Origin of the sequence: Streptomyces sp. NPDC006339 (assembly GCF_040612775.1) — a bacterium.
Taxonomy (GTDB): Bacteria; Actinomycetota; Actinomycetes; order Streptomycetales; family Streptomycetaceae; genus Streptomyces.
This window is the reverse complement of the sequence record NZ_JBEXQW010000077.1, coordinates 1-24,772: the sequence shown is the minus strand read 5'-3', so window position 1 is coordinate 24,772 and position 24,772 is coordinate 1. Positions and strand designations below refer to the sequence as shown.

Here is a 24,772-nt window from a genome sequence, read left to right as displayed (position 1 = left end):
CCGTGAGCTGCAGGACGAACGTTCGCCGCTCGCCCGTCGCCCTCGCGGCCATCAACGCCCGCAAGACCCACTGCGACCGCGGCCACGAGCTCACCGGCTCCAACCTCATCCCCCGCGCAGAGGGCAAGAGGGAGTGCCGCACCTGCACCCGCTGGCGCGAGCGCGTCATCGCGGCTAAGGCTGCGGGCCGTACTCCCGAGCCGGAGCCCAGGCAGCAGCGCGATCACGAGGAGGCGATGAAGTGAGCCGACGCAACCACCCCACCCAGCAGGACGAAGCCCTGCGCCAGTCCCGCCTCGACGACCACGCCCGCGCCGTCATCCACTCCATCGCCCAGGAGCTCAACGACATCAAGCCCTGGCAGGGCCTCCCGGCCAGCATCTGGGCCGACGAGCCGTTCGCCGTCGCCGCCCGCCTCTACGGACGCGGCGTGTACGGCGAGCAGGTCGCCACCGCCGCGCAGACCCTCATGCCCCACGTCGACTGGCAGGTCACCCGCGGCGAGTACGCCCAGATCCTGTTCCGCGCCGCCGGAAAGGCCACCGCCTGATGCGCACCCCCCTCCTCATCCCCGCCGCCCTCCTCTCCGGCGGCTCCCTCGCCTGGACCACCTGGAGCCTCGTCGACCTCCTCGGCGCCGGCCCCTGGGGCATCACCGTCGCCGCCGGCGCCGACATCATCTGGGCCTCCGTCATCTGGGCCGAAGCCCGCGGCCTCCGCATCAGCGGCCACCGCTGGCCCGTCGCCGCCATCGGCTGGGCCGCCCTCCTCGCCGTCGCCGCCTTCCTCGTCTGGCACGGCATCGAGCAGGACCACGCCGCCATGGCCGTAGCCGGTCCGTTCCTCCCCCTCGGCGCCAAGGTCGTGTGGCTGCTTGCCCTCGCCGACATGCGCGACCCCGGCGCCCTCACCGACGACGACTGCGCCCTCCTCGCCGACGAGGAACGCGCCATGCGGTTCGAGGAAGCCCGGCACCAGCATGAGCTCCGCCGCCGCGAGATGGCCGCCGAACGGCTCCTTGCCGACGTGTCCGTCGACTTTGAGATCGAGCTCGCCCGGCAGGAGAAGGGCCGCGAGCTCGCCCGCCGAGCGCCGATCGCGATCGCCCCGATCACCCGCGAGCACGAGCCGAGCACACCCGCGAGCGTCACCGAACAGCACCACGTTTCGGCGCGCCCGGAACCGCCTGCGACCAGCCCGAACCCGGATCGCGAACAGAAGAGCATCGCCGATCTCGCTCGCGAACAGGTCGCGATCACCTCCGACAACGTGATCGCCACCAAAACCATCCTCGCCCTCCGGCCCGACGCCAAGGAGACCTCCGTGGCCGCCGCCGTCCGCCGCGAGCGCTCCAAGCTGAACGGGGGCTACAACTGATGATCTGGGCAACCCGCGGCGCGATCGTCGTCGGCCTCTCCGTCCTCGCCTGGTACCTCGTCAAGCTGTGGTGGCCCGGCCTCAAGGCCCTCCAGGCCCGGCCCGTCGAGCACCTCGGCCGGCTCCTGCCCTTCCTCGCTGGCTGGGCCTACGGTGCCCTCGGCATCCTCGCCGTCGGCGGCCTCATCGGCTGGGCCTTCGACACCGCCCTCTGGGTTACTAACTGGCTCGGCGACGCCGCGCTCGTCTGGGGCGTAGGCGGCACCGCCGGGATCTCGTCCCGCGGTAACTACCTGCCCCTCACCGGCGACGGCGCCGGCCTGGTCCTCGTACTCACGGTGCTCTTCGTGGCTGCGGTGAAGGCCACCCGCAGCGGCACAGACCTCAAGCTGGGCTCCTGGTGCGGCCTCTCCCTGGGCACGTCGTCGGGGATCGCCGGGTTCGCTGCAGTTCCGCTCGCGCAGGCCACGAACGCCACTGGTCACATCGTCTTCGGGTGGATCGGATGACCGCCGAGGAGCTCACCTTGGAGTCCGCGGGGGAGCAGCCGAGCAAGCTGGCTGGTGGGTGCGTCCTCGCCGTCGGCGCAGCGCTTGCCGGCGGGGTCGTGTACGCCGTCCCCGAGGTCGGCTACACGATCGCCGGGGCGTTGGCCGCTGCCGGGGTCCGCCGGGCCCGCACATGGGCCGCAGGACGCCGGGAGAAAGCCGCCGATGAGCCCGAGGTGGCTGACGTTGAGGACACCGTGGACATTCTCGCCGTCCTCCACGGTCTCTCCCCCGGCGGCACCGCGAACGTCCGCCTCACCCAGCTCCAAGACGCCACCGGCCTGCCCGACACACGGACCGTCCGCGTACTTCTCCACGAGGAAGGCATTGAGGTCCGCGACGGCGTCCGCGCGAGCGGGAAAAACGGTCCGGGCGTCCACGCCGACGACATCCCCCGCTGGCCGTGCAGACCTTCCACGGAAGGTTGTTGGTGCAGCTCAGACGCCAACACCAACACCAACAACGGCGACGAAGAGGGGCCCGAAGAGGGGTTCCGTGTAGAGCACATCGGAGCCGCCGGAACCGTCGTCCACGACCCCGCAGAGACCCGCCGCCGCTACGCCAAGACCCGATAGGAGCCCGCCATGGGCGACTTCAAGACCACCATGTCCCTCGACGAGCTCCGGGCCCGGAACGAGGCCAGCCAGCAGGCGGCCGCCCAGCGCCCGCAGACACCTCCCCCGCCGCCCCCGAAGAAGGAATGATGGAGCGCATGGACGACCTGATTGCGTTCCTCCGCGCCCGCCTCGACGAGGATGCAGTGGTTGCCCGCGCGACGCGGCCCGGCCCCGTGTGGTTTGCGGACGGCGGAACGGTCTACGCGGGATGGCGGGCGGCGGAGCCGGTCGCAGACTGCGGCGAGAGCGCCGAGCACATCGCCCGGCACGACCCGGCGCGGGTACTGGACAGGGTTGAGGCGACACTCCGGCTAGTTGATCGTCTTGAGAGGGCTTGTGCTCGGCAGTTTCCCGAGGCGATGGAAACGATCACCGCGACGGCGGCTCTGGGGCTCTTGGCGCTGCCCTATGCCGACCACCCCGACTACCGGGACGAGTGGCGCCCCTGACCGCCTCACTGGAACCTGCGCGCCGGGTAGCGCCCGGCAACCGGCCCCGCCACGCATCCCCCCGACGTGGCGGGGCCCCCTTGTGCACCTAGTTGCAAAAACCAGGCGCGTGCCCCATCATGGTCGGCAGATCCGGCATGCCCGGAAACAAACAGGCCCCGACCGCACCGCGGCGGGGTCTTCCTCATGCCAGGAGGTGCCCGATGCCCTTCCCGCCCGGCACCACCACCGTTAGCCTCACCGGCACCATCCCCTCAGCACTCGCCGGCACCGGCTACGGCGGCCGCGTCCGCCTCAAGCCCTCCGCCTACCTCATCGACAGCACCAACCACGTCGTCTACGCAGGCGGCGGATCCGTCGACATCACCGGCGGCACCTGGAGCGCCACGATCCTCCCCACCGACACCCCGGGCATCCTGCCCGCAGGGTGGGTCTGGGAGATCAGCGTCGAGCCCACCGGCGGCGAGCACATCCAGTTCTCCGCCGAGGTCACCGGAAGCGGCACCGTCCACCTCGACGAGCTCACCCCCATCCCCTCACCCGGCGGCGGCACCGGCAGCGGCCCCCGCGGCCCACAGGGCATCCAAGGACCCGCAGGACCCCAAGGGCCAGCCGGACCCGCGGGCGGCACCGTCCGCACCGCCGTCGCGCGCATCTCGAACGGCGCCGTGCAGGACCTCGCGCCGTCGCCGTCCTGGAGCATCGTCACCACCTCGGTCGGCACGCCGCTCCAGTGCTCCATCGCCGCCGCCGCCGGAGACCGCATCTGCGTCGACCTGTCGATGATGTACGTCGGCGGGCACTTCCTCGACGTCGCCCTGCTCTCCTCGGCCGGCACCATCGCCCTCTACGACAGCTCGGGCACCTCATCCCCCCTCGCCGAGGGCGCGCCGTGGCTGTACCCGTCCACTGCCTTCAGTAAGGTCTCGTCGGCCGCCCAGTTCACCGTCGCCGCCGGCCACCTCAACGGGGGCATGGCCACCATCGCGCTCGTCCACCAAGGCACCAGCAGCGGCAAGGTCTACGCCTACAGCGGCTACCCCTGGGTCATGCGCCTCCGCAACATCGGCCCCGAACCCGCGTAGGTCACAGCACAGCCACAGGCACCCCACACCGGCCCCGCGTCCGGCACCCTGGCGCGATGCGCAGACACGCCACCACCGCCCTCGCCGGCGCCCTCCTGGCCCTCACCGCCTGCTCGTCGACCAACGACGCCCCAGCGCCCACCCCGACCGCGAGCAGCAGCACCGCGAAGGCGTACACCTACCAGGACTGCATCGAGCTCCTCGACTACGACTTCCAACAGGGCAAGCCACAAGACGCGTCCAAGGACGCCGAATGCGCCCACCTCCCCCGCGACCAGTACGAGAAGGCCGTCGCCGAAGTCCTCACCAAGCACAAGGACAGTTTCCTCAACCCCACCAGCACCCCGTAGAGGAGGTGGCGCCCGTGGCCAGCAACCCCCGCAACGGGCGCCGCTACAGGGAACTGTGCACCTGGCTCCGCTCCCAGGCTCTCCCCTGCTGGATCTGCGGCCACGACATCAACTACACACTGAAGGGCATGGACGCCCAACGGTCACGCTGGGCCTTCACCCTCGACCACCTCATCCCCCTCAGCCGAGGTGGCGACCTCCTCGACCGCGCCAACGCCCGCCCAGCACACCGCGCCTGCAACAGCAGCAAGGGCAACAGGGCGCCCGTCACGGCCCCCACGCGGACCTCACGGAAGTGGTGACCATGAGCGACGACCTCCTTGCGTTCCTCCGCGCCCGACTGGCCAAGGACGAACAGCTCGCCCTCGCGGCCAGCCCAGGCCCCTGGCGCCCCGACGAAGAGCACGACCAAGTTCTTGCCACCGACGGCATCGTTGTCGCCGAGGGCTTTGCGCTTAGCGGCCGACAACTCCGCGCCACCGTCGACCACATCGCCCGCCATGACCCTGTGCGAGTCCTGGTCGAGGCGAGAGCGAAGCAGCAGTTGCTCGACGAGCACCAGGACGTGAACGACGGCTCATGTGGCACCTGCATCACCCCCAAGTGGGGCTACCCCACACACGGAGGCAGCAGCCCACAGGCGTACCCCTGCGCCACACTCCGCCTGCTCGCTCTGCCCTACGCCGACCACGAGGACTACAACGAGGCATGGCGCCCGTAGGAGGTGACGCCGTGCTGTACGTCGTCACCGGCCCGCCGGCCGCAGGCAAGAGCTCCTGGATCCGAGCCCACGCAACAGCGCGTGACATTGTCATCGACCTCGACCTCATCGCCACCGCCCTCACCGGCCCCGGCGCACCCCAGTGGAACCAGGACCCGACCATCCTGCGCGTCGCCCACAAGGCACGCTTCGCAGCCATGAACGAGGCGTTCGAGCTACGCGACAAGGTCGACGTGTACCTCATCCACACCATGCCCAGCGTCAAGGCCCTCGCCAAGTACAAGCGCCTGGGCGCCGAGATCGTCACCGTCGACCCCGGACAGGCCGTGGTCATGGCCCGCATCGACGCCATGCGCTCCCCCGAGATGCAGCGCGTAGCCACCCGCTGGTACAGCCAGCGCTCGCGGCTACCCCGAGCAGCCATGCCACAGACGTCACGGGACTGGTGACCCACACCCACCACCGCCCGTCACTGACAGGCACTGCAAGCAGTGAATGACCCCGCTCGACCGGCACCGCGACCCTCCGGAGGGGAGGGGTGGGTCAAAACTTCAGCGGGTGACCGGGCGACCCAAAAGCCCTTGTCGCCCGATTTTTTGCGCGGCCTCTCAGAAAGATCTTGACCCGATCTCTCGGATTCGTGAAATAGCGACTCTCTGTAATCGTGACGGACTGTGACGGGGGTGGCCATGATCGCCGAAGCCGTGCGCGCAGAGCTTGACAACCTGGGCGTGACCAGCATCGCTCCTGGGCTCGCGGCCACTGCGCTGAAGCTTGCACGGGCCCTCGACGAGATCCCCGACGGTGACGCTCCGACGTCACAGGCCGTCGTCGCCGACAAGCTGCAGGCCCTGATGGTCCGTCTCCGGGGCCTGGCCCCGGCCGTCGAGGAGGGGGATGCCCTCGATGAGCTCAAGGTCAAGCGGCAACAGCGCCTCGGCGCCTGACCCGACCGGCTCCCAGGCACCCCGCATCACGACCGTCCCGGCGACGCGGCTGTCCTCGTCCGGGCAGGAGGCTGTCGAGCTGGCGGCGCTGGCCGGTCTGAAGCTCGACCCGTGGCAGCAGCACGTCCTGGACATGGGCTTGTCCGAGCGGGACGACGGCCGTTGGTCCGCGTTCGAGGTGTGCGTCAACGTCCCTCGCCAGAACGGCAAGGGCGGGATCATCGAAGCGAGACAGCTCGCCGGGCTGTACCTGCTGGGTGAGCGGCTGATTCTCCACTCGGCGCACGAGTTCAAGACGAGCATCGTCGCGTTCAAGCGGATCGAACAGCTCATCATGGGGTGTCCTGACCTGCGGAAACGCGTACTCAGGGTGCGGCGTACGACCGGCGAGGAAGCGATCGAGCTCGTCACCGGGCAGGTGCTGCGGTTCCTGGCCCGCTCCGGCGGCTCCGGCCGCGGCTTCACCGGCGACTGCAACATCCTTGACGAAGCGATGATCCTCGGCGACGACGCCATGGGCGCGCTCATGCCGACCATGTCCGCGGTGCCCAACCCGCAGATCTGGTACCTCGGTTCCGCCGGTATCGGCGCGCCGTCGGTGCAGCTTGGCCGCTTGCGGTCGCGGGCGCTGGCCGCCGTGGAGGCCGGGGAGCCGGATCCGTCGCTGGCGTACTTCGAGTGGTCGGTGGACCCGCATCGGGCCGAGTGCCGGCCGGACTGCCGGGACCATGCCGACCCGGACGACCCGGCTGCGTGGGCGCAGGCGAATCCGGCGCTGGGGATCCGCATCACTGCGGAGCACGTCCGGAACGAGCGGCTGTCCATGGGCACGTCGGGCATCTTCGAGCGGGAGCGCCTCGGGGTCGGTGAGTACCCGGTCGACGGTGCGGACACGTGGCAGGTGATCGGCGAGGACGCGTGGCGGGCGCTGGCGGATCCGAAGTCGCAGGCCGACGGCGCGCTGTGCATGGCCATTGACGCGACGCCTGAGCGGGACTGGGCGACGATCGCGGTGGCCAGCCCCTGGCGGGGCGGCACGCACGTGGAGGTCATCGCTCACCAGCAGGGCCTGGGCTGGGTGGTGGAGAAGGCGAAGGCGCTGCACGAGCGGCACAAGCCGCGCTGCTGGGTGGTCGACGGCGGCGGGCCGGCCGGGTCGCTGATCCAGGACCTGGCCGACGCGCTCGGCGTCGAGGTCCTGCAGCCGAAGCCGCGCGAGATCGCGCAGGCCACCGGCCAGTTCTACGACGCGGTCGTAGGGCAGGGCATCAGCCACCTTGACCAGGCGCCGCTTGCGGTGGCGCTGGCCGGGGCTCAGCGGCGGCCTCTGGGTGACGCGTGGGCGTGGGCCCGGCGGGGTGTCGGCGTCGACATCAGCCCGCTGGTGGCGGTCACGCTGGCCCGCTGGGGCCTGGCCGCCGAGGTCGAGGATGAAGGGGCGCCGAACCTGTGGTGAGCCGGATGCTGTTTGTGCTGGAGGTGGTGTTCGTCCTCGCGGTGGTGGCGGGGGTGGGCATGTGGTCGGTCCCGGCGGCGCTGGTCCTGGCCGGCGTGCTGGGCGTGGTGGCGGTCGAACGTGAGCAGGCGCAACGGAAGGCGGTGAAGCGGTGAGTCTCTTCGGGCTGTTCGAGCGGCGGAGTGTGGAGAACCCGGCTACGCCGCTGACCTCCGCCTCGCTGGCGCCGCTGCTGGGCGGTGGGGTGCCGCTGGAGTCGGGAGAGGTGGTCACCGAGACGAACTCGCTGCGGATGCCTGCAGTGTGGCGGGCGGTGGCCGTCGTGGCGAACGTTTCGGCGGCGCTGCCGCTGCATGTTTACACCGCGGGGACGAAGGACCGGGCGACGGTCGAGCTGCTGGAGAACCCGCATCCGGAGCTGACGCGGTTCGAGCTATGGAGGCTGGTGTACGTGCACCGGCTGTTGTGGGGCAACGCGTACCTGCAGAAAGTCCGCAACAGGGCCGGGACCGTCGTGCAGTTGTGGCCGGTTCGCCCGGACCGGGTGCAGGTCGACCGGGAGCAGCCGAGCGCGGGCAACCCGGGCGGGAAGGTGTTCTGGGTGCAGACTGAGGACGGGCCCCGGGTGCGGCTGACGTCTAAGGAGATCCTGCACCTGCCCGCGCTGGGCTATGACGGGGTGACGGGCTGCTCGCCAATCCGTGCGGCGGCGCAGGGCATCGGCCTGGGCATCGGCGCGGAGCGGTCGGCCGCGCGGCTGTACGGCTCGGGCAACATGATCTCCGGAGTGCTGCAGACCGAGCAGCGGCTCCAGCCGGACCAGGCAGCGGCCCTGAAAGCGTCCTGGCGGGCGAAGATGGGCGGGAGTGGCGCAGCCCACGATGTGGCGATCCTGGACTCCGGAGCGTCGTTCCAGCCGGTCGCCATGCCGTACCGGGACTCCCAGTTCCTGGAGTCGCGTCAGTTCCAGGTGACCGAGGTGTCCCGGATGTTCGGCGTGCCGCCGTTCCTGCTGATGTCGACCGAGAAGTCGACGAGCTGGGGCACGGGTCTGGAGCAGCAGGCGCAGGGCTTCGTGACCTGGGACCTGTCGCCGACGTGGCTGACGCCGACAGAGCAGCGGGTCACCAAGGAGCTGCTGCCCGCGTCGCAGTACGCGAAGTACGCGCTCCAGGGCCTCCTCCGCGGTGACAGCGAGGCCCGGGCCATCTTCTACCGGGCGATGCGGGACGTCGGCGCCTTCTCGGCGAACGACATCAGGTCCCTGGAGGACATGCCGCCGATCACGGACGGCACCGGAGACACGTACCTGCAGCCGATGGCCATGGCGCCGCTGGGCAGCGACCCGACCGCGCCGACGACGAAGGAGGGCAGCGATGCCGAAGACGACTGAGCGCCGCAGCCTGAGTCTGGCCGCGGCAGGACTCCAGGTACGGGCCGAGGGCGAGGGGGTGCGCGGGTTCGCCGGGCACGCCGCCGTCTTCAACAGCCGGACCGCGATCGGTAACCCCCTGACCTGGGGTTTTTACGAGGAGATCGCGCCCGGGGCGTTCACCAAGACCATCGCGGAGGGCGACGCCCGGATGCTGGTCGACCACGACACCCGCATGGTTGTCTCTCGCGTCTCGGCCGGTAGTCTGCGCCTCTCGCAGGACCAGATCGGACTGGCTGTCGAGGCGGACCTCGACGCTCGCCTGTCCTACGTCGGTGACCTGATCGTCAACCTCGACAACCGGAACATCACCGGCATGAGCTTCGGCTTCAGGGTGATCAAGGACGACTGGGAGACCGTCTCCGTCGAGACTTCTGAGGGCGACATGGATGCCGAGCTGCGGCTCATCCGCGAGGTGCAGCTCTTCGAGGTCTCTGCCGTCACCTTCCCCGCCTACGAGGACACCGACGCCGGCCTCCGGTCCGTCGGCATGGCGCTTGCCGCCCGCGGCGACGATGACGCGTTCGCCCGCCGGGCCGTGTACCGGCCCGAGCTCAACGACTTCCGCCACGAGCCGGCCGCCGCTGCGGCGGCCACTCGGGGCGACGGCATCACCCAGCCGGGAGAGACCACTGGGGGCCGTCAGGCGATGCGTATGAAGGCGCTCGCCGCCCGCTACAGCCTGGCGCTGTAGCCGCTCTCACACCCCTTTCTCAGCCCCTGCCGCACGCCGCTGGGGCTACTCGTGCTGGGAGGCACACGTGACCACTCTTCAGGGCCTGCTCGACAAGCGGGCCGCAGCATGGAACAAGGCCCAGGAGTTCCAGGCCCGGGCGGCATCCGAGGCGGAGATGTCCGCCGAGGACCGTGCCGCGTGGGACGCGGCGCTCGCCGATGTCGAGCGTCTGGGCGCCGACATCGAGCGCGAGGAGCGCCACCAGCGCCTCGCCTCGGTCGACTACTCGCAGGTCGTCGCCGCAGGCGCCGACACTGAGGAGGCGGAGGAGGCTCGCGCCCGCCACGGCGGTGAGCAGGGCGTCGAGGCGTACACCGCGGCGTACCGGTCGTGGATGCGCGACGGCACCAACGAGCTGTCCTCGGAGGAGCGCGCGGTCCTGCGTACCGGGTTCGTGGACGGCCGGGAGCTCCGTGCGCAGGGCGTCGCCACCGGCGCGGCCGGCGGCTACCTCGTCCCGCCCGCGTTCCGGGCCAAGATGGTCGAGGCGATGAAGTTCTACGGCGCGATGCGCGACGTGTCCGAGGTCATCACCACGGAGACCGGCGTGACCCTGCCGTGGCCGACGAACGACGACACGGCGAACGTGGGCGCGATCTTGGCGGAGAACACCCAGGTCACCGAGCAGGACGTCACCATCGGGCAGGCCGACATCGGCGCCTACATGTACACCTCGAAGCTGGTCCGCGTCTCGTACCAGCTCCTCCAGGACTCCGCCTTCGACGTGGAGTCGTGGCTGGCCCGCAAGCTGGGTGAGCGGATCGGCCGCATCCAGAACACGCACTTCACCACCGGCACCGGCAGCTCCCAGCCGGAGGGTGTGCAGACCAACGCCGTCATCGGGAAGACCGGCGGCACCGGGCAGACCACGTCCGTCACTTACGACGACCTCATCGACCTGATGCACTCGATCGACCCGGCCTACCGCAACGGCGGGCGCCAGGCGTGGATGATGCACGACACCACCCTCGCCTCGGCCCGCAAGCTCAAGGACTCCCAGGGCAGGCCCCTCTGGGAGCCGTCGCTCCAGGTCGGTGTTCCCGACTCGCTGCTCGGTCACCGCATCGTCGTGAACCAGGACATGCCCGTCATGGCCGCGTCGGTGCGCTCGATCCTGTTCGGTGACTTCTACGCCGGCTACCTCATCCGCGACGTCCGCGACGTGCAGATGCTGCGCCTGGCCGAGCGCTACGCCGACTTCCTGCAGGTCGGGTTCCTCGGGTTCGCCCGCGCGGACGGCTCCCCGCAGGACACCGCCGCGTACAAGGCGTACCGCAACTCCGCCACCTGATCCTGAAGGAGGACAGTCACATGGCGACCACGCCGAAGAAGGATGACGCCCCGGACTCCGGGGTGCTGCAGGACAAGCCCACACCGGCTGCGGCCGAGCACGGCGATCACGACCGCGTTGTGATGGCTTCGCGGCGAGCGGACGGCAGCATGGACCAGTACCGGCCGGAGTTCATCGGCGACAAGGACGTGGCCCTGACCGCTGCGAAGGAACAGCTCGCGCAGCAGGCGGCGTCCGCGGTGGACGTCGCGGCCCGCGGCGTGTCCGCCGTGCCGGAGGCTGAGGCGCCGTCCGAGCCGGACCCGGACATTGCGGCGCTGAAGGAGGCGCAGGACAAGGCCATCGAGGCGGCCGAGGCCCGCGCCGAGCGCGAGGTCAAGGAGCTTCACAAGGGCCTGGGTGACTGACCCATGGCCCGTATCCGCATGCTGACCAGCGTCGCGGGTGACGGTTTCGCGTGGGCGCCGGGCGAGGTTGTTGACCTGCCCGGTGCCCAGGCCGCTGCCTGGGCCGATGGTGTCCGGGCCGTCCTCGTCCGCAGCGAGGAACCCGAGACGCCGGAGGCCCCGGCGCCCGAGCGCACGGCCCGCAAGCGGGCGCAGGCCCGGCCGAGGCGCGAGACCCGCACCGCGTAGAAGGGGGACACCGTGGCGCTACTGACGCTGGAGCAGGCGAAGTCCGCGGTCTCGATTCCCGCCACGACCACCCAGTACGACGACGAGCTGGAGGAGTATGTCGAGGCCCTCACCGAGGTCATCGAGGCGTTCGTCGGGCCGGTGACGCCGCGGGAGGTAGTCGAGCAGGCCGACTCTCGCGGGCAGGTCCTCGTCCTACTGACGACCCCCGCCCTCTCCCTGACCAGCTTCACCCCGGTCGCGACGGGCGGGTCTTCCGTCGACGTGGCCGGGCTGCACCTCAACGGGGCAAGCGGCACCGTCACCCGCCTGGACGGTGCCGACTTCTACGGCGGTCCGTGGACGGTGACGTACCAGGCAGGCCGAGCCAGCACCCCGAAGACCATCAGCGTCGCGGCCCGGATGCTGCTCCAGCACTGGTGGCGCACCCGGTACGGCGCGGCACGCGGCAACCCCGGCGGCGGCGAGGACTTCGACGTCAACGAACCGGTGCCCGGCTTCGGGTACGCCATCCCGAACCGGGTGCTGCAGCTCCTTGAGCCGCACCGCCGGCCGCCGGTGGTGGCCTGATGGCGACTTCCCGCGTCCCGGCCGCCGTCGACGCGCTGCTCGCCGTGCTCGGTGCGGCGCCTGCGCTGGCTGAGGTGCTGATCGTCGACGGCCCGCCGCACAACAACCTGACCGGCGCCGAGCGGATCTACGTCGGCTGGCAGCCGTCCGACAGCGCGGCCGTCTCCCTGACCCAGGACTTCAACGGTGCTGGGGCCCGGACCCGCGACGAGGACTTCGTGATCTCCTGCTACGCCGAAGTCTGGTCCGGGATCACCGACATGCAGCCGCAGCGGGCCCGCGTCTTCGAGCTGGTCGGTGTCGTCGAGGACGCGCTGCGGGCGACGAACGCCGCGCCGGAGGCGCCGACCCTGGGCGGCACGGTCCTGTGGTCGCACCTGACCGCGGGCGACCTGATGCAGGACCAGACCACCGACGGGGCGCGTGCGGGCCTGAGCTTTCAGGTGGCGTGCCGCGCCCGTATCTGATCACCACCCCAACCTGAGGAGTACAGCGATGGCGCGTGTGCGCTTCATCGGCCCGGAGCCGGTCACCGTGCCGGAGCTCGGGGGCCGCGAGGTCCAGCCGGACGAGGTCGTCGAGGTACCTGACGGCCGGTACGACGGCTACGTCTGCCAGATCACCACGTGGGAGCCGGTTGAGGAGCCGGGAGCCCAGAAGAAGACCACCAAGAGGGAGGCCACCTGATGGCAATCGGATCCGGCCTCGGCGCGCAGATCGGCATCGCTGCCGAAAGCGCATACGGCACCTTCGTGGCACCGACGCGCTTCATCGAGTTCACGAAGGAATCGCTGGTCCTGAAAAAGACCACCGCGCAGTCCAGCGGCGTGGCGGCGAGCCGGCTGATGGCGCTGTCGTTGCGGCGTGTGGTGACGCAACGGGAGGTGCAGGGCTCGCTGGAGCTGGAGGTTGCCAACCGCGGCATGGGCATCTTGCTGCAAGCCCTGATGGGGACCACGGTGACGCCGGTGCAGCAGGGCGCCACGACGGCGTACCTGCAGACTCACACCCTCGCAGACGTCTTCGGCAAGAGCTTGACGATCCAGAAGGGCGTGCCGCTGACCACGGGCACCGTGACGGACAAGTCCTTCGTCGGATGCAAGATCATGTCAGCGGAGTTCTCGTGCGAGGTCGGCGGCATGCTGCAGGCTACGTTCGAAATCGATGGCAAGAACTGCGACGAGGGCCAGACCCTTGCCGTTGCGAGCTACTCGGCGATGTCGCCGTTCCACTTCGGGCAGATGGGCGTCAAGAACGGCACCTACGGAGCGGAAACCGCACTGGACGGCATCCGCAAGGTGTCCGTGAAGGTCGAGCGGCCGCAGGCCGCGGACCGCTACTACGCCAACAACTCGGCGCTGAAGGCAGAGCCGATCTCCAACGACCTTGTCAAGGTAACTGGCTCACTGGAGACAGACTACGTGTCGACGGTTCTCGACGATCTGCACACCAGCGACGCTTCGACCTCGCTGGTGTGGGAGTTCATCGGACCGATCATCGCGTCGACCTACGCGGAGACATTCCGGATCAAGATGCCTTCGATCAAGATCGATGACGGGGCACCGACTGTCGATGGATTCAACGTGGTGAGGCCGACGTACAACTTCACCGGCTACTTCGACCTGACCAATCCGTTTGCCATCGAGTACATGTCCACCGACACCACCGTCTGACCGGAGGTGCACCGTGGCCGTTGGCTCGATCCAGATCACTGGCACCGGGCAGCTCATCGAGCTGTCCCGCCGCCTGCACGCCGCTGGCGGGCCACGGCTGAAGCAGAACTTCGCCCGCAGGATTCGGCGGGCGGCCGAGCCGCTGCGCACCGACATGCAGCAGACGATCCGCAGCCTGCCGATCTCTGCGGAGCCGCGTAGGGCCGGATCACGGGGTGGGCCGTCGCCTACGTCCCGGCCGCTGCGGGCGACGATCGCCGAAGCCGTCCGCCTGTCGGTCAGGACGTCCGGCAACCCCGGCGCCCGGGTGTGGGTCGACCGGGCCGCGTTGCCGTCGGACCTGAAGAACATGCCGTGGGTCCTGAACTCGTCCAACGGCCGGGTCCGGCACCCGGTGTTCGGCAACAAGAAGCGCTGGGTGAACCAGTGGACCACCCCTCTGTGGTGGGACAAGACGGTCCGTGCCCACCAGCCCCGTATGCGCGCCGAGGTCGAACGCGTCCTGACCGACGTCCGCCGCCAGATCACCTAGGAGAACCCGTTGATCATCGTGTACACCCCGGCCGGCGGCGAGCCGGAGCACTACGATGCCCGGTCGCTGAAGGTCAGCGAGGCGTCGATCGTCGCGCGTACTGTCGATCAGCCGTGGCACCAGATCCGCGACGAGGGCCTTCTGCATGAGGACCTGGACGCGATGCGCGGCATCGTCTGGGTCCTGAAGAAGCGCACCCAGCCCAGCCTGCGATTCGGCGAGTTCGACCCGGGCGTCGAGGAGATGTACACCCGGTACGACAAGCAGGAGATCGAGAACTACGTGCAGGCCGCGGTGCCGCTCGCGCGCGCCGAGGGCCTGGACGACGAGCAGGTGCTGGAGTCGCTCAGCAAGCTGCCCGAGGCGGCGATCGACCCGGAGCACTGTGAGGCGACGATCCGCCGCGTCGTGGCCGACCCAAAAGACGGCCCGTCCCCGCTGACGTCGAGCGAGAGCAGCCCCGAGACATCTGCTCCCTGAGGCAGGAGTACCTCGGCCTGTTCGCTCACCTCCTGCACATCCCCGCCCCGATGGTCGACGACCTCCTCGTCGACGACTTCGAGGCATACGTCTGCTGGATCGACCAGCACCTCGCCCAGCAGACCGGAGGTGAATGACCGTGGCCGAACGCCTCTCGTTCGTCCTCGACGGCCGCGACCAGTTGTCCCGGGTGTTCGACCGGGTCGGTGACTCGGCGAACCGCCTGAGTCGCCGGATCCTGACCGCCTCCATCAACTCCGAGGCCGCGGTCTCCCGGTTCCAGCGCACTGCGGCCCAGCGGCTTGCCGATGTCGACCGGTCCGCGCACGACAGCGGCAAGGCCATGAAGGCCCTGAAGGGCTCGCTGCTGTCGCTGACGCCGGCCGCAATCCCGATGGCGGCGGCGATGGCGCCGATCGTGGTGCACACCGCAGCCGCCACCGTCGCCATGGCCGCATTCGGCGCGGCGCTCGGCCCGCAGATCTCCAAGCTGGGTGACGCCGCGGACGCGGAGAAGAAGTACACCGAGGCCGTTGAGGAGCATGGCGCCCGGTCGGAGCAGGCGGTGAAGGCGCAAGCCGCCTACGCGCGGACGATGGCGAAGCTGCCTCCGGTGACCCGGCAGGCTGCAACCGCTGTGTCCGTCCTGAAGGACCAGTACAAGGCGTGGTCGGACAGCTTGGCCGAGGACACGCTGTCGCCCGTCATCAAGGGCACGGCCGTCCTCGGCGGCCTGTTCCCGAAGCTGACACCGCTGGTCCGCGGCGCGTCGACGGAGCTTGACCGGCTGATGACGATCGCGGCCGGCGGGGTGGCGTCGCCTGGGTTCGACGGGTTCATGCGGCGGGTTGGCGAGTTCACCACGGGCACGCTGCATCGGGCGAACGACGCCTTGGTGCACTTCATGCGCACCGTCGCCAACGGCCAGGTCCGCGGTGACTTCAGCGAGTTCATGGACTTCGCTCGTGCCCAGGGTCCGGTCGTCGCCGAGGTTCTCCGCAACATCGGCACAGCGCTGCTCAACCTGCTGCGCGCGGGCGCGGACGTCGGCGTCGGCATGCTCGCGGTCGTCAACGTCATGGCCAAGCTGCTGGCTGCCATGCCGCCGGAGCTGATCACGACGATGCTGCAGCTCGCCATCGCCATCAAGGCCGTGAACCTGGCGGCTGTCGGCCTGGCTGCCAGCCGGGCTGCGGTCGCGGGTTTCGGAACGCAGGTCGTGGCGATGCAGGCTGCGGCGGCCGGGGCCACCGGTCGGATGGGTGCGCTCACCGCCAGCTTCGGGGCCCTGTCGCGCGGTGCGAAGCTGGCGCTGGTCGGTTCCGGTATTGGCCTGCTGGTCATCGCTCTGTCCGAGTTGTCGCAGATGGGGAAGGTGGCGCCACCGGACGTCGACAAGCTGACGTCGTCGCTGAAGCAGCTCGGCGCCACCGGCAAGGTGACCGGTGAAGCGGCGAAGGCGTTCGGGTCCAATCTGGACGGTCTGTACAGCCGGGTCCGCTCGCTCACCGACCCATCGACGACGGACGACATCCAGCAGTTCATCGTCACCCTTGGCGGTCTCGGGACCTGGGACTCCACGCCGGTCAAGGCGGCGAAGGAGAACATCGACGCGATCGACAAGGCCCTCTCCGGGTTGGTGTCGAGCGGGCGGGCGGACCTTGCTGCGGCGGCTGCGTCACGGCTGGCCGCGGAGTATGGCAAGGGCGGCCGGTCCACGGAGGAGTTCACCCGGGAGCTGGACGACTACTCGTCGGCCCTGGACGACTCCCGGTTCGAGCAGGAGCTCGCCGCGCAGGCGATGGGCCTGTTCGGGCAGCAGGCGCAGGCCACGAAGCGGAAGCTGGACGCGCAGAAGCAGTCCGCGGACGCGCTGCGGCAGGCGATCCAGGCCCTCAACGACACCAACAGGGCGGGCCTCAGCGCGCAGATCGCGTTCGAGCAGGCCCTGGACGAGAGCACCGAGGCCGCGAAGACCGCCGCTGGCGTCTGGCGGGCGTCTGGCGGCGCCATCGACCTGACCACGGAGAAGGGCCGGACGGCGGCGACCGCGCTGAACAACCTGGCGGCGCGGACCGACGAGGCCGCAGCAGCGGCCCGGGAGTCTGGGGCGTCGTGGCAGACGGTGAACGGGATCTACGAGAGGGGCCGGCAGCAACTCATCAGGAACGCCATGCAGATGGGCCTGAACCGCGAGCAGGCGCGACGGCTGGCGGATCAGATCCTGAGGACGCCGGACAAGACGGCGAAGCTGAAGGGCAACCTGGAGGATCTGGAGGCCAAGCTCCGGGACGCCCGGGCGCGGCTGGCGCGTGTGCCGGACTCGCGGAAGGCGCAGATCCGGGCGGAGATCTCGCAGTTGGAAGCGCAGATCCGGCGGGCCCGTGGGGCGATCGCGTCGGTCAAGGGCAAGACGGTGTCCGTCATGATCGACTACCGGACCCGGAACAGCGGCGCGAGCGACTTCGCCAAGAGCATCGGCGGATACGCCGGCGGCGGTACGCCTCGCGCGGGTGAGTGGGCGTGGGTCGGCGAGGCCGGGCCCGAGCTCATCCACTTCAAGACCGGCAACGCCCGGGTCTACGACCACCAGACGTCGATGCGCCTGGGGGCTCCGACTGCGGGCCGGGCGGTTCCGGCGATGGCTGGCGGCCCGGGCGGCGGCGGGCCCGTGGTGAACAACTACTTCACGATCCAGGGCGCGCTCGATCCGACGGCGACGGCGCAGCAGATCCAGAAGCTGCTGCTCCGCTACCAGCGCGGGCGCGGCGGAGATGACCTGGGCATCTGACGAAAGGGGCAGGTGTGACGATCACTGTGGAGGCCGCGTTCGGGTTCGCCCCGACCGCGTCCTCCGTGACGTGGACGGACATCACCCAGTGGGTGACGCTCAACGAGACGGACAAGATCCGGATCACGCGGGGTGCATCGGACGAACTGTCGCAGACCCAGGTCGGCACGCTGGGCCTCACCCTCGACAACCGCGACGGCCGCTTCACAGCGGGGAACGCCGCGTCGCCGTACTACCCCTACGTCCGGCCTGGGTGCCCCATCCGCGTCCGGCGGGATGTCGGGGCGCTCGGCTTCTACCGGTTCTACGGCATGGTCACGGACTGGAACCAGGAGTGGCACGGCCTGGAGGACGAGGTCCGGATCGCCGCCAGCGACCTGTTCGCACTGCTCAGCGGCGACGAGGCGCTCCAGGCCCTGCTCGTCGAGGAGGTGCTGCAGCTCGGGCCGTTGGCCTACTACCCGCTGTCCGAGCCGTCCGGCTCCACCTCGGCGGGCGACATCGCCGGGGCCGGCGCCGGATCCTTGTCGGTTACGCAGCTCGGATCCGGCGGGTCGTTGGAGTTCGGCGAAGGAACCGGGCCGGGTGCGGACGGACTTGCCGCACCGATGTTCACTCCGGCCTCGGCGACGGCGGGCAAGTACCTGTCGGGCGACTTGGGGCAGCAGGCCGCGGACGCGACGGCCCAGTACTTCATGTACATGGAGAGCTGGTTCAGCACCTCCACGAAGGGTCGGGTGCTCTTCGGCCTGCGGTCGGACACCAGCCAGTACAAGATCGTCTTCAGTCTGGACGGCACCACGGGCGAGCTGAAGATCGAGTGGACCACTTTCGGCGACGCCATCGGCGGCTACGCCAGCACCATTATCAGCACTGGTGACCTCGCGGACGGCAACCAACACCACGTCGTATACATCGAGCTGACCAGCCAGTTCTACGTCGACGGCGTCGAAGTGCTCGGCGCCGCCCCTCAGGCGATGCGCTACCTGCGGCACCTGAGCATCGGCTCCTTCGACAGCGGGCGCCTGTGGTCTGGCGTCATCTCGCACGTCAGCATCTACGCCCAGTCCGCGACCATCCCGGCCACCCGCTTCATCGACCACTACACCGCCGGCGCCACCGGGTTCTCCGGGGAGGATGCGGACGACCGCGTGCTGCGTCTCGCTGGGTACGCGGGCATCGGGGCGGTCGACCCGTCCGGAGACTTCTCGCCGGTGGCGTCGCAGGGCGAGGGCGGATCGACGGCGCTGGAGATGATGCGGCAGGTCGAGGCCACCGAGGGCGGCAAGCTGCTGTGCGACCGCGGCTTCGCCAACCTCCGATTCCAGGCCCGGTCCGTGCGCTACAACACGGTGCCTGCGCTGAGCATCGCCTACGCGGATCTGGAGACGCATGACGTCAAGTCCACGATCGACACCCAGAAGCTCACCAACACGGTCACCGCGTCGAGGCCGGGCGGGGCGACGCAGCGGGTCGCCAGCGCGTCCAGCCGTCTCGCCTACGGGCCGAAGCGGCAGGAGCTCACCCTGCTGAAGATGTCCGACGGCGAGGTCCTGGACGCGGCATGGTGGACGGTGTCGCGGTACGCCGAGCCGCAGCCGGAGATCCGGCAGGTCTCCGTGGAGGCGTACACCATGCCGGAGGCCACGTTCCAGACGCTGCTCGACGTGGACGTCTCCACCGTTCTGGCCATCACGGGCATGCCGGCCACCGCGCCCTCACCGACGGCGACGGTCACGGTCGAGGGCTACGTCGAGACCATCGGCCAGAGCAGCCACCGGCTGGACTTCTACACCTCGCGGACGAATACCGACTCCGTGTGGGTCCTCGACGACTCCACCCACTCCGTCCTTGGGTCGACGACCCGCCTCGCCTACTGAGAGGAGCCCCCGTGTCGATCCCTGTCGTGCGGGCCGAGAGCTTCTACCTTCCTCCGCCGGAACTGGCTGCCGAGGCTTGGGACCTGGTGCCGCCGGCTGAGCGGGTGTGGCGGTGGGTGGAGTACCGGCAGCAGCGCCGCGCGATCCCGCCGGAGGGGGTCCTGCTGGGCGAGCGGGTCTGGGCCCGGATCAACCACGGCCGGTGGATCTCCGACTGCGTGTGTGGCTCCGCGCAGATCGTCACCCCGGCCGACCCGCGCATGGCGTGCACCGAGTGCGGCTGGGGCTGGGTCCAGGTCGCCTTCCCGGAGGACCCGGCTACGGTCGAGTCCGCGGTCGAGGTGGAGCCGCCGCACCTGCGGAACTGGACGCACCCCAACGCCCCAGGGATGGCCGGGCCGCCGCCCCCGCCCCCGGGTAAGACGCGTCCGCAGCCCCCTGCCGAACCGCCTACCGAAGGGATCTAACGCATGCCTCTGGCCACCCCGCGCACATGGGTCGTCGGCGAGGTCGTGACCGCAGCCCTGATGAACGCGGAGATCCGCGACCAGCTGAACACGCTCACCGCGGACGACGTCACGGTGCGGAAGTCCGGTGACACGACGCGGGCGTCCACGACGACGATGGCGAACGACCCGGATCTGACCATCGGGGTCGTCGCCAACGGCGTGTACCGGCTGACCGGCTACATCGTCTACTCGCAGAACCTCGCGGCCTCCGCTTCGTCCGGCATCAAGATCGGCTGGTCCGGGCCGGCGCTCGCAACGATGCAGTGGACGTCCGGCGGCACCGACGGCCCGACATCCCTCACCGGGCAGGACGTCACCAGCAACTCCATCTCCCAGACCCGTTCGCTGCCCAGCAACTTGGGCACCTTCATGAGCGCCATCCCGGTCGGCTACCTCGCCGTCGCGGGTACCGCCGGGTCGCTGTCCTTCCAGTGGGCGCAGGTCGCCTCCAACGCCACCGGCACGATCGTGCGCGCCGGGTCGTGGATCAACCTCCGCCGCATCGCCTGACCCCGCCCGCTACCGCCCGCCCCGCGCCCACCGGCCCGGGGCTTCTTCATGAGAAAGGGGCCCGTCGTGCAGCTCGTCACCAGAGCCCAGTGGGGCGCCCGCGCCTACCGACTGCCGAGCGGGGCCACGCTGTACAGCCGCCCACGCCGCGGCGTGAAGCTGCATTACCTGGGCACCCCGTACACCGACCGGCCGCACGACCGGTGCGACGACTACGTCCGCCAGATTCAGGCCCAGCACATGGACGGCAACGGCTGGTCGGACATCGGCTACTCCTTCCTCGTCTGCACGCACGGCTACGTGTACGAGGGCCGTGGCCTGCGCCGCCGCAACAGCGCGAACGGCTCGACCAGCCTGAACGAGCAGGACTACGCGGTCTGTCTGCTGGTCGGCTCGTCTGGGCTGGCCGAGCCCACCAACGCCCAACTGCACGGGACGCGGGACGCCATTGAGTACTGCCGCGCGGAGGGGCCAGCCGGGACATGGCTGGGCGGCCACCGAGACGGCTACGCCACCAGCTGCCCCGGAGGACCCATTTACGCCTGGGCGCAGGCTGGCGCACCCCGCCCCACCACTGCCACCCCCGAGGAGGACGACGTGCCCCTGACCGACGCCGAGATCAAGAAGATCGCCGTGGCCGCCCGCGAGGAGGTCTGGGGCGTCCAGTGGAAGTCGCCCACAGACCCCGACGGTCCGACCCGCTCCGCTGCGACGTTCGAGCGCTGGGCCGATGTCCGCCACCAGCGGGAGATGGAGCAGCTCGCCGCGATCCGCGCCGCCGCCGGGGCCACCCTCACCGACGAGCAGCTTGCCGCGCTCGCCGACAGGGTCGCCGCGCACCCCACCCTCGCCGAACGGATCGCCGAGCTCGTCGCCGACAAGCTCGCCGCCCGCCTCACCGACTGAACGGAGACCATCGTGCGTATTTTCGGCCGCGAGCCCGCCCTCGTCATCGCCACCCTCAGCGCCTCCCTGTCCCTGCTCGTCACGTTCAACGTGGGCCTGAGCGGCGAGCAGGCCGGCGCGATCGTCGCCGCCATTTCCGCCGTGCTCGCCGTCGCCACCGCGGCGATGACCCGGCCGATCGCACCGTCGGCGTTCACGGGCCTCGTCGCTGCGGGTGTCGCTCTCCTCGCCGCCTACGGCCTGGAGGTGTCCGCCGAGACGGTGGGCGCCCTCAACGCGGTCATCCTCGCCGTGCTGGCGCTCGTCACCCGCGGCCAGGTCAGCCCGACACCGGCGCGCAGCAAGCTGACCGGCGTCTGACCGGCAACTGAACGGAGCCACCCGTATGACCGACGAGCCGACCCCCGGGGAGATGGTCCGGCGCCTGGAGGATCGGCTCGCCGACGTCCGCGAGGACATCCAGCAGCTCGGACGCCGCATGGACGAGAAGGTCGACCAGAAGGTCTACGACCTGCGGCACGAAGCGCTGACCACTCGGGTCACGACCCTGGAGACCCTGCGGGAGAAGGACGCCGACAAGCTGGTCGCCACCCGCAGGTGGCTGATCGGCGCCGTCGTCATCCCCCTGGTGGCGGTCCTCATGCCCGTCATCCTCCTCCTCAGCCAAGGAGCTGGGTCATGACTCGCGCAGAGGTACGTGCGGAGGAGAGACGGTGGCGCCGGGGCGACGCGCTCGCCCTGGCGGCCGCCGTCATCATCGGCCTGATCATGGCCGGGATACTGATCAGCGTCCGGTCCCTACAGGTGGAGCTACGCGCCGCGAACGAGGCGCGGGACCAACTGGCGGCGCAGGTGGAGGAGCTCGGCGGTTCGCCGATTGCGGGCCCGCCCGGCTCGCGTGGGCAGCCGGGTCGTACGGTGGAGGGCCCGCCGGGACCTACCGGCCCGACTGGTCCGCCGGGTGAGCGGGGGCCGTCTGGTCCGCCGGGCCCGGCCGGTCCTTCGGGGAGTCCGGGGCCTGCGGGGACGGACGGCGTAGGCGTGTCCGGGCCTCCTGGGCCCACGGGTCCGCCCGGACCGCCCGGACCGCAGGGTGAGCCCGGCCCGGCGGGACCAGCAGGGAAGGACGGTACGGACGGGCGGGATGGTACCGACGGGCAGACCTGCCCGGACGGGTACACACTGCAGCCGCTCGCCGGAGATCCGAACGTCCTCGCGTGCCAGCGCACGCAGGACTCGCCTCCGGCACCGCTGAAGCGCACTGCACGATGAACGACGCCCCCTCTCGCGCTACGGCGCGGGAGGGGGCATTTCGTCGTGTCCCGAGTTATCCACAGGTCTGCCGCCGAGGGTCCGACGCCCGTACGCTCGGGAGGGTGATCAAGTGCATCGTGTTCGACATCGGCGAGACCATCATCCACGACGACCGGTACTGGGCCCTGTGGGCTGACTGGCTCGACATCCCCCGTCACACCGTGTCCGCGCTCGTCGGCGCCGTCGTCGCCCAGGGCCGTGACAACGCCGACGCGCTCCGACTCCTCCGCCCCGGCATCGACGTGGGAGCCGAGTACCGCGCCCGCGAGGCCGCCGGCCGGGGCGAGCTCCTCGACGAGACCGACCTGTACGACGACGTCCGCCCGGCGCTCACCGCGCTGCGCGAACTCGGCGTCCGGGTCGTGATCGCCGGAAACCAGACCGTCAAGGCCGCCGGGCTGCTGCGCGATCTCATCCTGCCCGCCGACTTCATCGCCACATCCGGTGAGTGGGGCTGCGCGAAACCGGACCCCGAGTTCTTCAACCGCGTGCTCGTGACCGCGGACGGCGCCGACCCGTGGGAGACGGTGTATGTCGGCGACCACCCGGCCAACGACACGATCCCGGCCGCGGAGTTCGGATTCCTCACCGCGCACCTGCGGCGGGGCCCCTGGGGCCATCTGTGGGCAGACGATCCAGTCTGCGCCGAGGCGGCGGACTGGGTGATCGGCTCGCTGCACGACCTCGTCGACATCGTGAAGCAGGAGCAGGCGGAGTAGCGGTTCTCGGCACTTGGCCGACCGCCGTGCGGGTACGGTCTGAACATGCCCGCAGACAGTCCGCGGGAGGTGGGCGAGCGGATCGCCACCCGCCGCCGCGCCCGCCGCCTCACCCAGACCCAACTTGCCGCGCAGGCCCACGTCTCGTACGCCACCGTCCGGGCCGTCGAGCGAGGCGCCCGCTGCCCGAGCGATGACGTCCTCGAAGCGCTCGCCCGCGCGCTCGACGTCGACGCGACCCAGCTCCGCAGTGGCTACCAGGGGACCGAACGCCGCGTCCACGCTGCACTCCCCGATCTCTCTGCGGTCATCGCCGGGTACGAGATTCCCCAGGGCCGGCCTAACCGCGCGCCGGGCGAGCTCGCCGCCGCAGTGGGCACGGCGGTCGAGTGGCGGCTCGGGGCCCAGTACGGCCGGATCGCCGCCGCGATCCCGAGCGTGCTGGCCGACGCCATCCGCTACGTCCACACCGCACCCGCTCGCGAGCACGCGGACGCGGCCCGGCTGCTCGCGTCCGCGGCCCGCACGGCCGACGCGCTCGCTTTCAAGTACGGCGCCCGGGATCTGTCGGCCCGGCTCATCGACCTCATGCGTTGGGCCGCCGACCGCTCCGAGGACCCGCTCGTCGAGGCCGTCACGGCGTACGTCCGAACGGAGATCTTCTTCGCCGCTCGCTCCCACGCCGTGGGGCTGGCCGCCCTGGAGCAGGCCGTCGATGCCGCGCCCGCGCCGTCCTCCCGTCTCGAAGCGGCCGCCCGCGGCGCGCTGCACATGCGGGCCGCCGTCATCGCCGGCCGCGCCGAGGACGCCACCGCAGCAGACCTCCACCTCGACCACGCCCGGGCGCTCGCCCAGCAGGTGGGCAGCGAAGGCACCTACCTAGGCACGTCGTTCGGCCCGGACTCCGTCCGCATCCACGAGGTCTCGGTGGCCGTCAGCCTCGGGCCCGAGCACGTCGACCGGGCCCTGTCCGTGGCGGAGCAGTGGAGACCGCCGGACTCCCTTCCGGCCGAGCGCCGGTCCGGTTTCTACATCGAGCTCGCCCGCGCGCAGGACTGGGCTGGACTGCGAAGCGACGCGTTCGAGAGTCTCAAGGTCGCCCGCCAGACGGCGCCGCAGCACACGCGCGAGCACCCGTGGGCCCGCGAAGTCGCCGCCGGGCTACGCCGCCACTACCGCGCCGACGCAGAGAGCCTGACGCACTTCGCCGAGTGGATCGGCGCCGTCTGACCGACTGCTACAAG

At 70.4% G+C, this 24,772-nt stretch carries 33 protein-coding genes and 1 pseudogene; all 34 read left to right on the top strand.

The features are described from left to right. Window positions 1–245: pseudogene (locus ABZ135_RS36645) on the top strand (hypothetical protein); the annotation flags it as partial. Then, window positions 242–550 carry a hypothetical protein gene (locus ABZ135_RS36640; RefSeq protein WP_356702348.1) on the top strand — a complete coding sequence of 103 codons (309 nt, stop codon included), beginning with the start codon at window positions 242–244 and terminating at the stop codon, window positions 548–550. The pseudogene ABZ135_RS36645 and the gene ABZ135_RS36640, both read left to right, overlap by 4 nt. Continuing rightward, entirely contained in the window at window positions 550–1,377 is an 828-nt protein-coding gene (locus tag ABZ135_RS36635) for a hypothetical protein (RefSeq protein ID WP_356702346.1), read from the top strand. Before ABZ135_RS36640 ends, ABZ135_RS36635 begins: the two co-directional genes overlap by 1 nt. Further along, window positions 1,377–1,886: a hypothetical protein gene (locus ABZ135_RS36630; RefSeq protein WP_356702344.1), complete on the top strand. Its 510-nt coding sequence runs from the start codon at window positions 1,377–1,379 to the stop codon at window positions 1,884–1,886. Before ABZ135_RS36635 ends, ABZ135_RS36630 begins: the two co-directional genes overlap by 1 nt. After that, window positions 1,883–2,500, top strand: coding sequence for a hypothetical protein (locus ABZ135_RS36625; protein WP_356702342.1), 618 nt, complete (start codon window positions 1,883–1,885; stop codon window positions 2,498–2,500). Before ABZ135_RS36630 ends, ABZ135_RS36625 begins: the two co-directional genes overlap by 4 nt. A gap of 137 nt (window positions 2,501–2,637) precedes the next feature. Then, window positions 2,638–2,991 (top strand): DUF6221 family protein, encoded by a 354-nt coding sequence (locus tag ABZ135_RS36620; protein WP_356702340.1) that lies wholly within the window; start codon window positions 2,638–2,640, stop codon window positions 2,989–2,991. Between the two features lie 203 nt (window positions 2,992–3,194). After that, entirely contained in the window at window positions 3,195–4,076 is an 882-nt protein-coding gene (locus tag ABZ135_RS36615; protein WP_356702338.1) for a hypothetical protein, read from the top strand. 56 nt (window positions 4,077–4,132) lie between these two features. Beyond that, window positions 4,133–4,426 (top strand): hypothetical protein, encoded by a 294-nt coding sequence (locus ABZ135_RS36610; RefSeq protein ID WP_356702336.1) that lies wholly within the window; start codon window positions 4,133–4,135, stop codon window positions 4,424–4,426. A 14-nt stretch (window positions 4,427–4,440) separates the two neighbouring features. Then, entirely contained in the window at window positions 4,441–4,728 is a 288-nt protein-coding gene (locus tag ABZ135_RS36605; RefSeq protein WP_356702334.1) for an HNH endonuclease, read from the top strand. A 2-nt stretch (window positions 4,729–4,730) separates the two neighbouring features. Next, window positions 4,731–5,147 carry a DUF6221 family protein gene (locus ABZ135_RS36600; protein ID WP_356702332.1) on the top strand — a complete coding sequence of 139 codons (417 nt, stop codon included), beginning with the start codon at window positions 4,731–4,733 and terminating at the stop codon, window positions 5,145–5,147. Further along, entirely contained in the window at window positions 5,135–5,596 is a 462-nt protein-coding gene (locus tag ABZ135_RS36595; protein WP_356702330.1) for a hypothetical protein, read from the top strand. The genes ABZ135_RS36600 and ABZ135_RS36595 overlap by 13 nt, the downstream gene beginning before the upstream one ends. A 240-nt stretch (window positions 5,597–5,836) precedes the next feature. Continuing rightward, a complete protein-coding gene (locus tag ABZ135_RS36590; protein ID WP_356702328.1) occupies window positions 5,837–6,094 on the top strand; it encodes a hypothetical protein in 258 nt (85 codons plus the stop codon). Beyond that, window positions 6,045–7,550: a terminase gene (locus ABZ135_RS36585; RefSeq protein ID WP_356702326.1), complete on the top strand. Its 1,506-nt coding sequence runs from the start codon at window positions 6,045–6,047 to the stop codon at window positions 7,548–7,550. The genes ABZ135_RS36590 and ABZ135_RS36585 overlap by 50 nt, the downstream gene beginning before the upstream one ends. Window positions 7,551–7,555: 5 nt before the next feature. Beyond that, window positions 7,556–7,705: a hypothetical protein gene (locus ABZ135_RS36580; protein ID WP_356702324.1), complete on the top strand. Its 150-nt coding sequence runs from the start codon at window positions 7,556–7,558 to the stop codon at window positions 7,703–7,705. Further along, the gene (locus ABZ135_RS36575; protein WP_356702322.1) at window positions 7,702–8,943 is read left to right on the top strand and encodes a phage portal protein; all 1,242 of its coding nucleotides are present in this window, start codon (window positions 7,702–7,704) and stop codon (window positions 8,941–8,943) included. The genes ABZ135_RS36580 and ABZ135_RS36575 overlap by 4 nt, the downstream gene beginning before the upstream one ends. Next, a complete protein-coding gene (locus ABZ135_RS36570; RefSeq protein WP_356702320.1) occupies window positions 8,927–9,676 on the top strand; it encodes an HK97 family phage prohead protease in 750 nt (249 codons plus the stop codon). Before ABZ135_RS36575 ends, ABZ135_RS36570 begins: the two co-directional genes overlap by 17 nt. Window positions 9,677–9,743: 67 nt before the next feature. Next, window positions 9,744–11,009: a phage major capsid protein gene (locus ABZ135_RS36565; protein WP_356702318.1), complete on the top strand. Its 1,266-nt coding sequence runs from the start codon at window positions 9,744–9,746 to the stop codon at window positions 11,007–11,009. A 20-nt stretch (window positions 11,010–11,029) separates the two neighbouring features. After that, complete coding sequence (locus ABZ135_RS36560) at window positions 11,030–11,416, top strand: hypothetical protein (protein WP_356702317.1); 387 nt, start codon at window positions 11,030–11,032, stop codon at window positions 11,414–11,416. 3 nt (window positions 11,417–11,419) lie between these two features. Next, window positions 11,420–11,644 (top strand): hypothetical protein, encoded by a 225-nt coding sequence (locus ABZ135_RS36555; protein ID WP_356702315.1) that lies wholly within the window; start codon window positions 11,420–11,422, stop codon window positions 11,642–11,644. Between the two features lie 12 nt (window positions 11,645–11,656). Next, window positions 11,657–12,214 carry a hypothetical protein gene (locus ABZ135_RS36550; protein ID WP_356702313.1) on the top strand — a complete coding sequence of 186 codons (558 nt, stop codon included), beginning with the start codon at window positions 11,657–11,659 and terminating at the stop codon, window positions 12,212–12,214. Beyond that, window positions 12,214–12,681: a hypothetical protein gene (locus tag ABZ135_RS36545; RefSeq protein ID WP_356702312.1), complete on the top strand. Its 468-nt coding sequence runs from the start codon at window positions 12,214–12,216 to the stop codon at window positions 12,679–12,681. Before ABZ135_RS36550 ends, ABZ135_RS36545 begins: the two co-directional genes overlap by 1 nt. 28 nt (window positions 12,682–12,709) lie before the next feature. Continuing rightward, window positions 12,710–12,901, top strand: coding sequence for a hypothetical protein (locus ABZ135_RS36540; protein WP_356702310.1), 192 nt, complete (start codon window positions 12,710–12,712; stop codon window positions 12,899–12,901). After that, on the top strand, window positions 12,901–13,887 hold the full coding sequence (locus ABZ135_RS36535) for a phage tail tube protein (protein WP_356702308.1): 987 nt from the start codon (window positions 12,901–12,903) through the stop codon (window positions 13,885–13,887). Before ABZ135_RS36540 ends, ABZ135_RS36535 begins: the two co-directional genes overlap by 1 nt. A gap of 13 nt (window positions 13,888–13,900) precedes the next feature. Next, the gene (locus ABZ135_RS36530; RefSeq protein ID WP_356702306.1) at window positions 13,901–14,419 is read left to right on the top strand and encodes a hypothetical protein; all 519 of its coding nucleotides are present in this window, start codon (window positions 13,901–13,903) and stop codon (window positions 14,417–14,419) included. Window positions 14,420–14,428: 9 nt separating this feature from the next. After that, window positions 14,429–14,899, top strand: coding sequence for a hypothetical protein (locus ABZ135_RS36525; RefSeq protein ID WP_356702304.1), 471 nt, complete (start codon window positions 14,429–14,431; stop codon window positions 14,897–14,899). A gap of 139 nt (window positions 14,900–15,038) precedes the next feature. Further along, window positions 15,039–17,690, top strand: coding sequence for a hypothetical protein (locus ABZ135_RS36520; protein ID WP_356702303.1), 2,652 nt, complete (start codon window positions 15,039–15,041; stop codon window positions 17,688–17,690). A 14-nt stretch (window positions 17,691–17,704) separates the two neighbouring features. Next, entirely contained in the window at window positions 17,705–19,570 is a 1,866-nt protein-coding gene (locus tag ABZ135_RS36515) for a hypothetical protein (RefSeq protein WP_356702301.1), read from the top strand. Between the two features lie 11 nt (window positions 19,571–19,581). Then, window positions 19,582–20,037, top strand: a complete 456-nt coding sequence (locus ABZ135_RS36510; RefSeq protein WP_356702299.1) for a hypothetical protein — start codon at window positions 19,582–19,584, stop codon at window positions 20,035–20,037. A 3-nt stretch (window positions 20,038–20,040) separates the two neighbouring features. Next, complete coding sequence (locus ABZ135_RS36505; protein WP_356702297.1) at window positions 20,041–20,589, top strand: hypothetical protein; 549 nt, start codon at window positions 20,041–20,043, stop codon at window positions 20,587–20,589. A gap of 66 nt (window positions 20,590–20,655) precedes the next feature. Further along, window positions 20,656–21,495 (top strand): N-acetylmuramoyl-L-alanine amidase, encoded by an 840-nt coding sequence (locus ABZ135_RS36500; protein WP_356702296.1) that lies wholly within the window; start codon window positions 20,656–20,658, stop codon window positions 21,493–21,495. Between the two features lie 12 nt (window positions 21,496–21,507). Beyond that, a complete protein-coding gene (locus ABZ135_RS36495; RefSeq protein WP_356702294.1) occupies window positions 21,508–21,855 on the top strand; it encodes a hypothetical protein in 348 nt (115 codons plus the stop codon). Between the two features lie 25 nt (window positions 21,856–21,880). Then, the gene (locus ABZ135_RS36490; protein WP_356702292.1) at window positions 21,881–22,177 is read left to right on the top strand and encodes a hypothetical protein; all 297 of its coding nucleotides are present in this window, start codon (window positions 21,881–21,883) and stop codon (window positions 22,175–22,177) included. A gap of 697 nt (window positions 22,178–22,874) precedes the next feature. Beyond that, complete coding sequence (locus ABZ135_RS36485; RefSeq protein ID WP_356702350.1) at window positions 22,875–23,528, top strand: HAD family hydrolase; 654 nt, start codon at window positions 22,875–22,877, stop codon at window positions 23,526–23,528. Window positions 23,529–23,573: 45 nt separating this feature from the next. Next, the gene (locus ABZ135_RS36480; protein WP_356702291.1) at window positions 23,574–24,758 is read left to right on the top strand and encodes a helix-turn-helix transcriptional regulator; all 1,185 of its coding nucleotides are present in this window, start codon (window positions 23,574–23,576) and stop codon (window positions 24,756–24,758) included. Window positions 24,759–24,772: the final 14 nt, after the last annotated feature.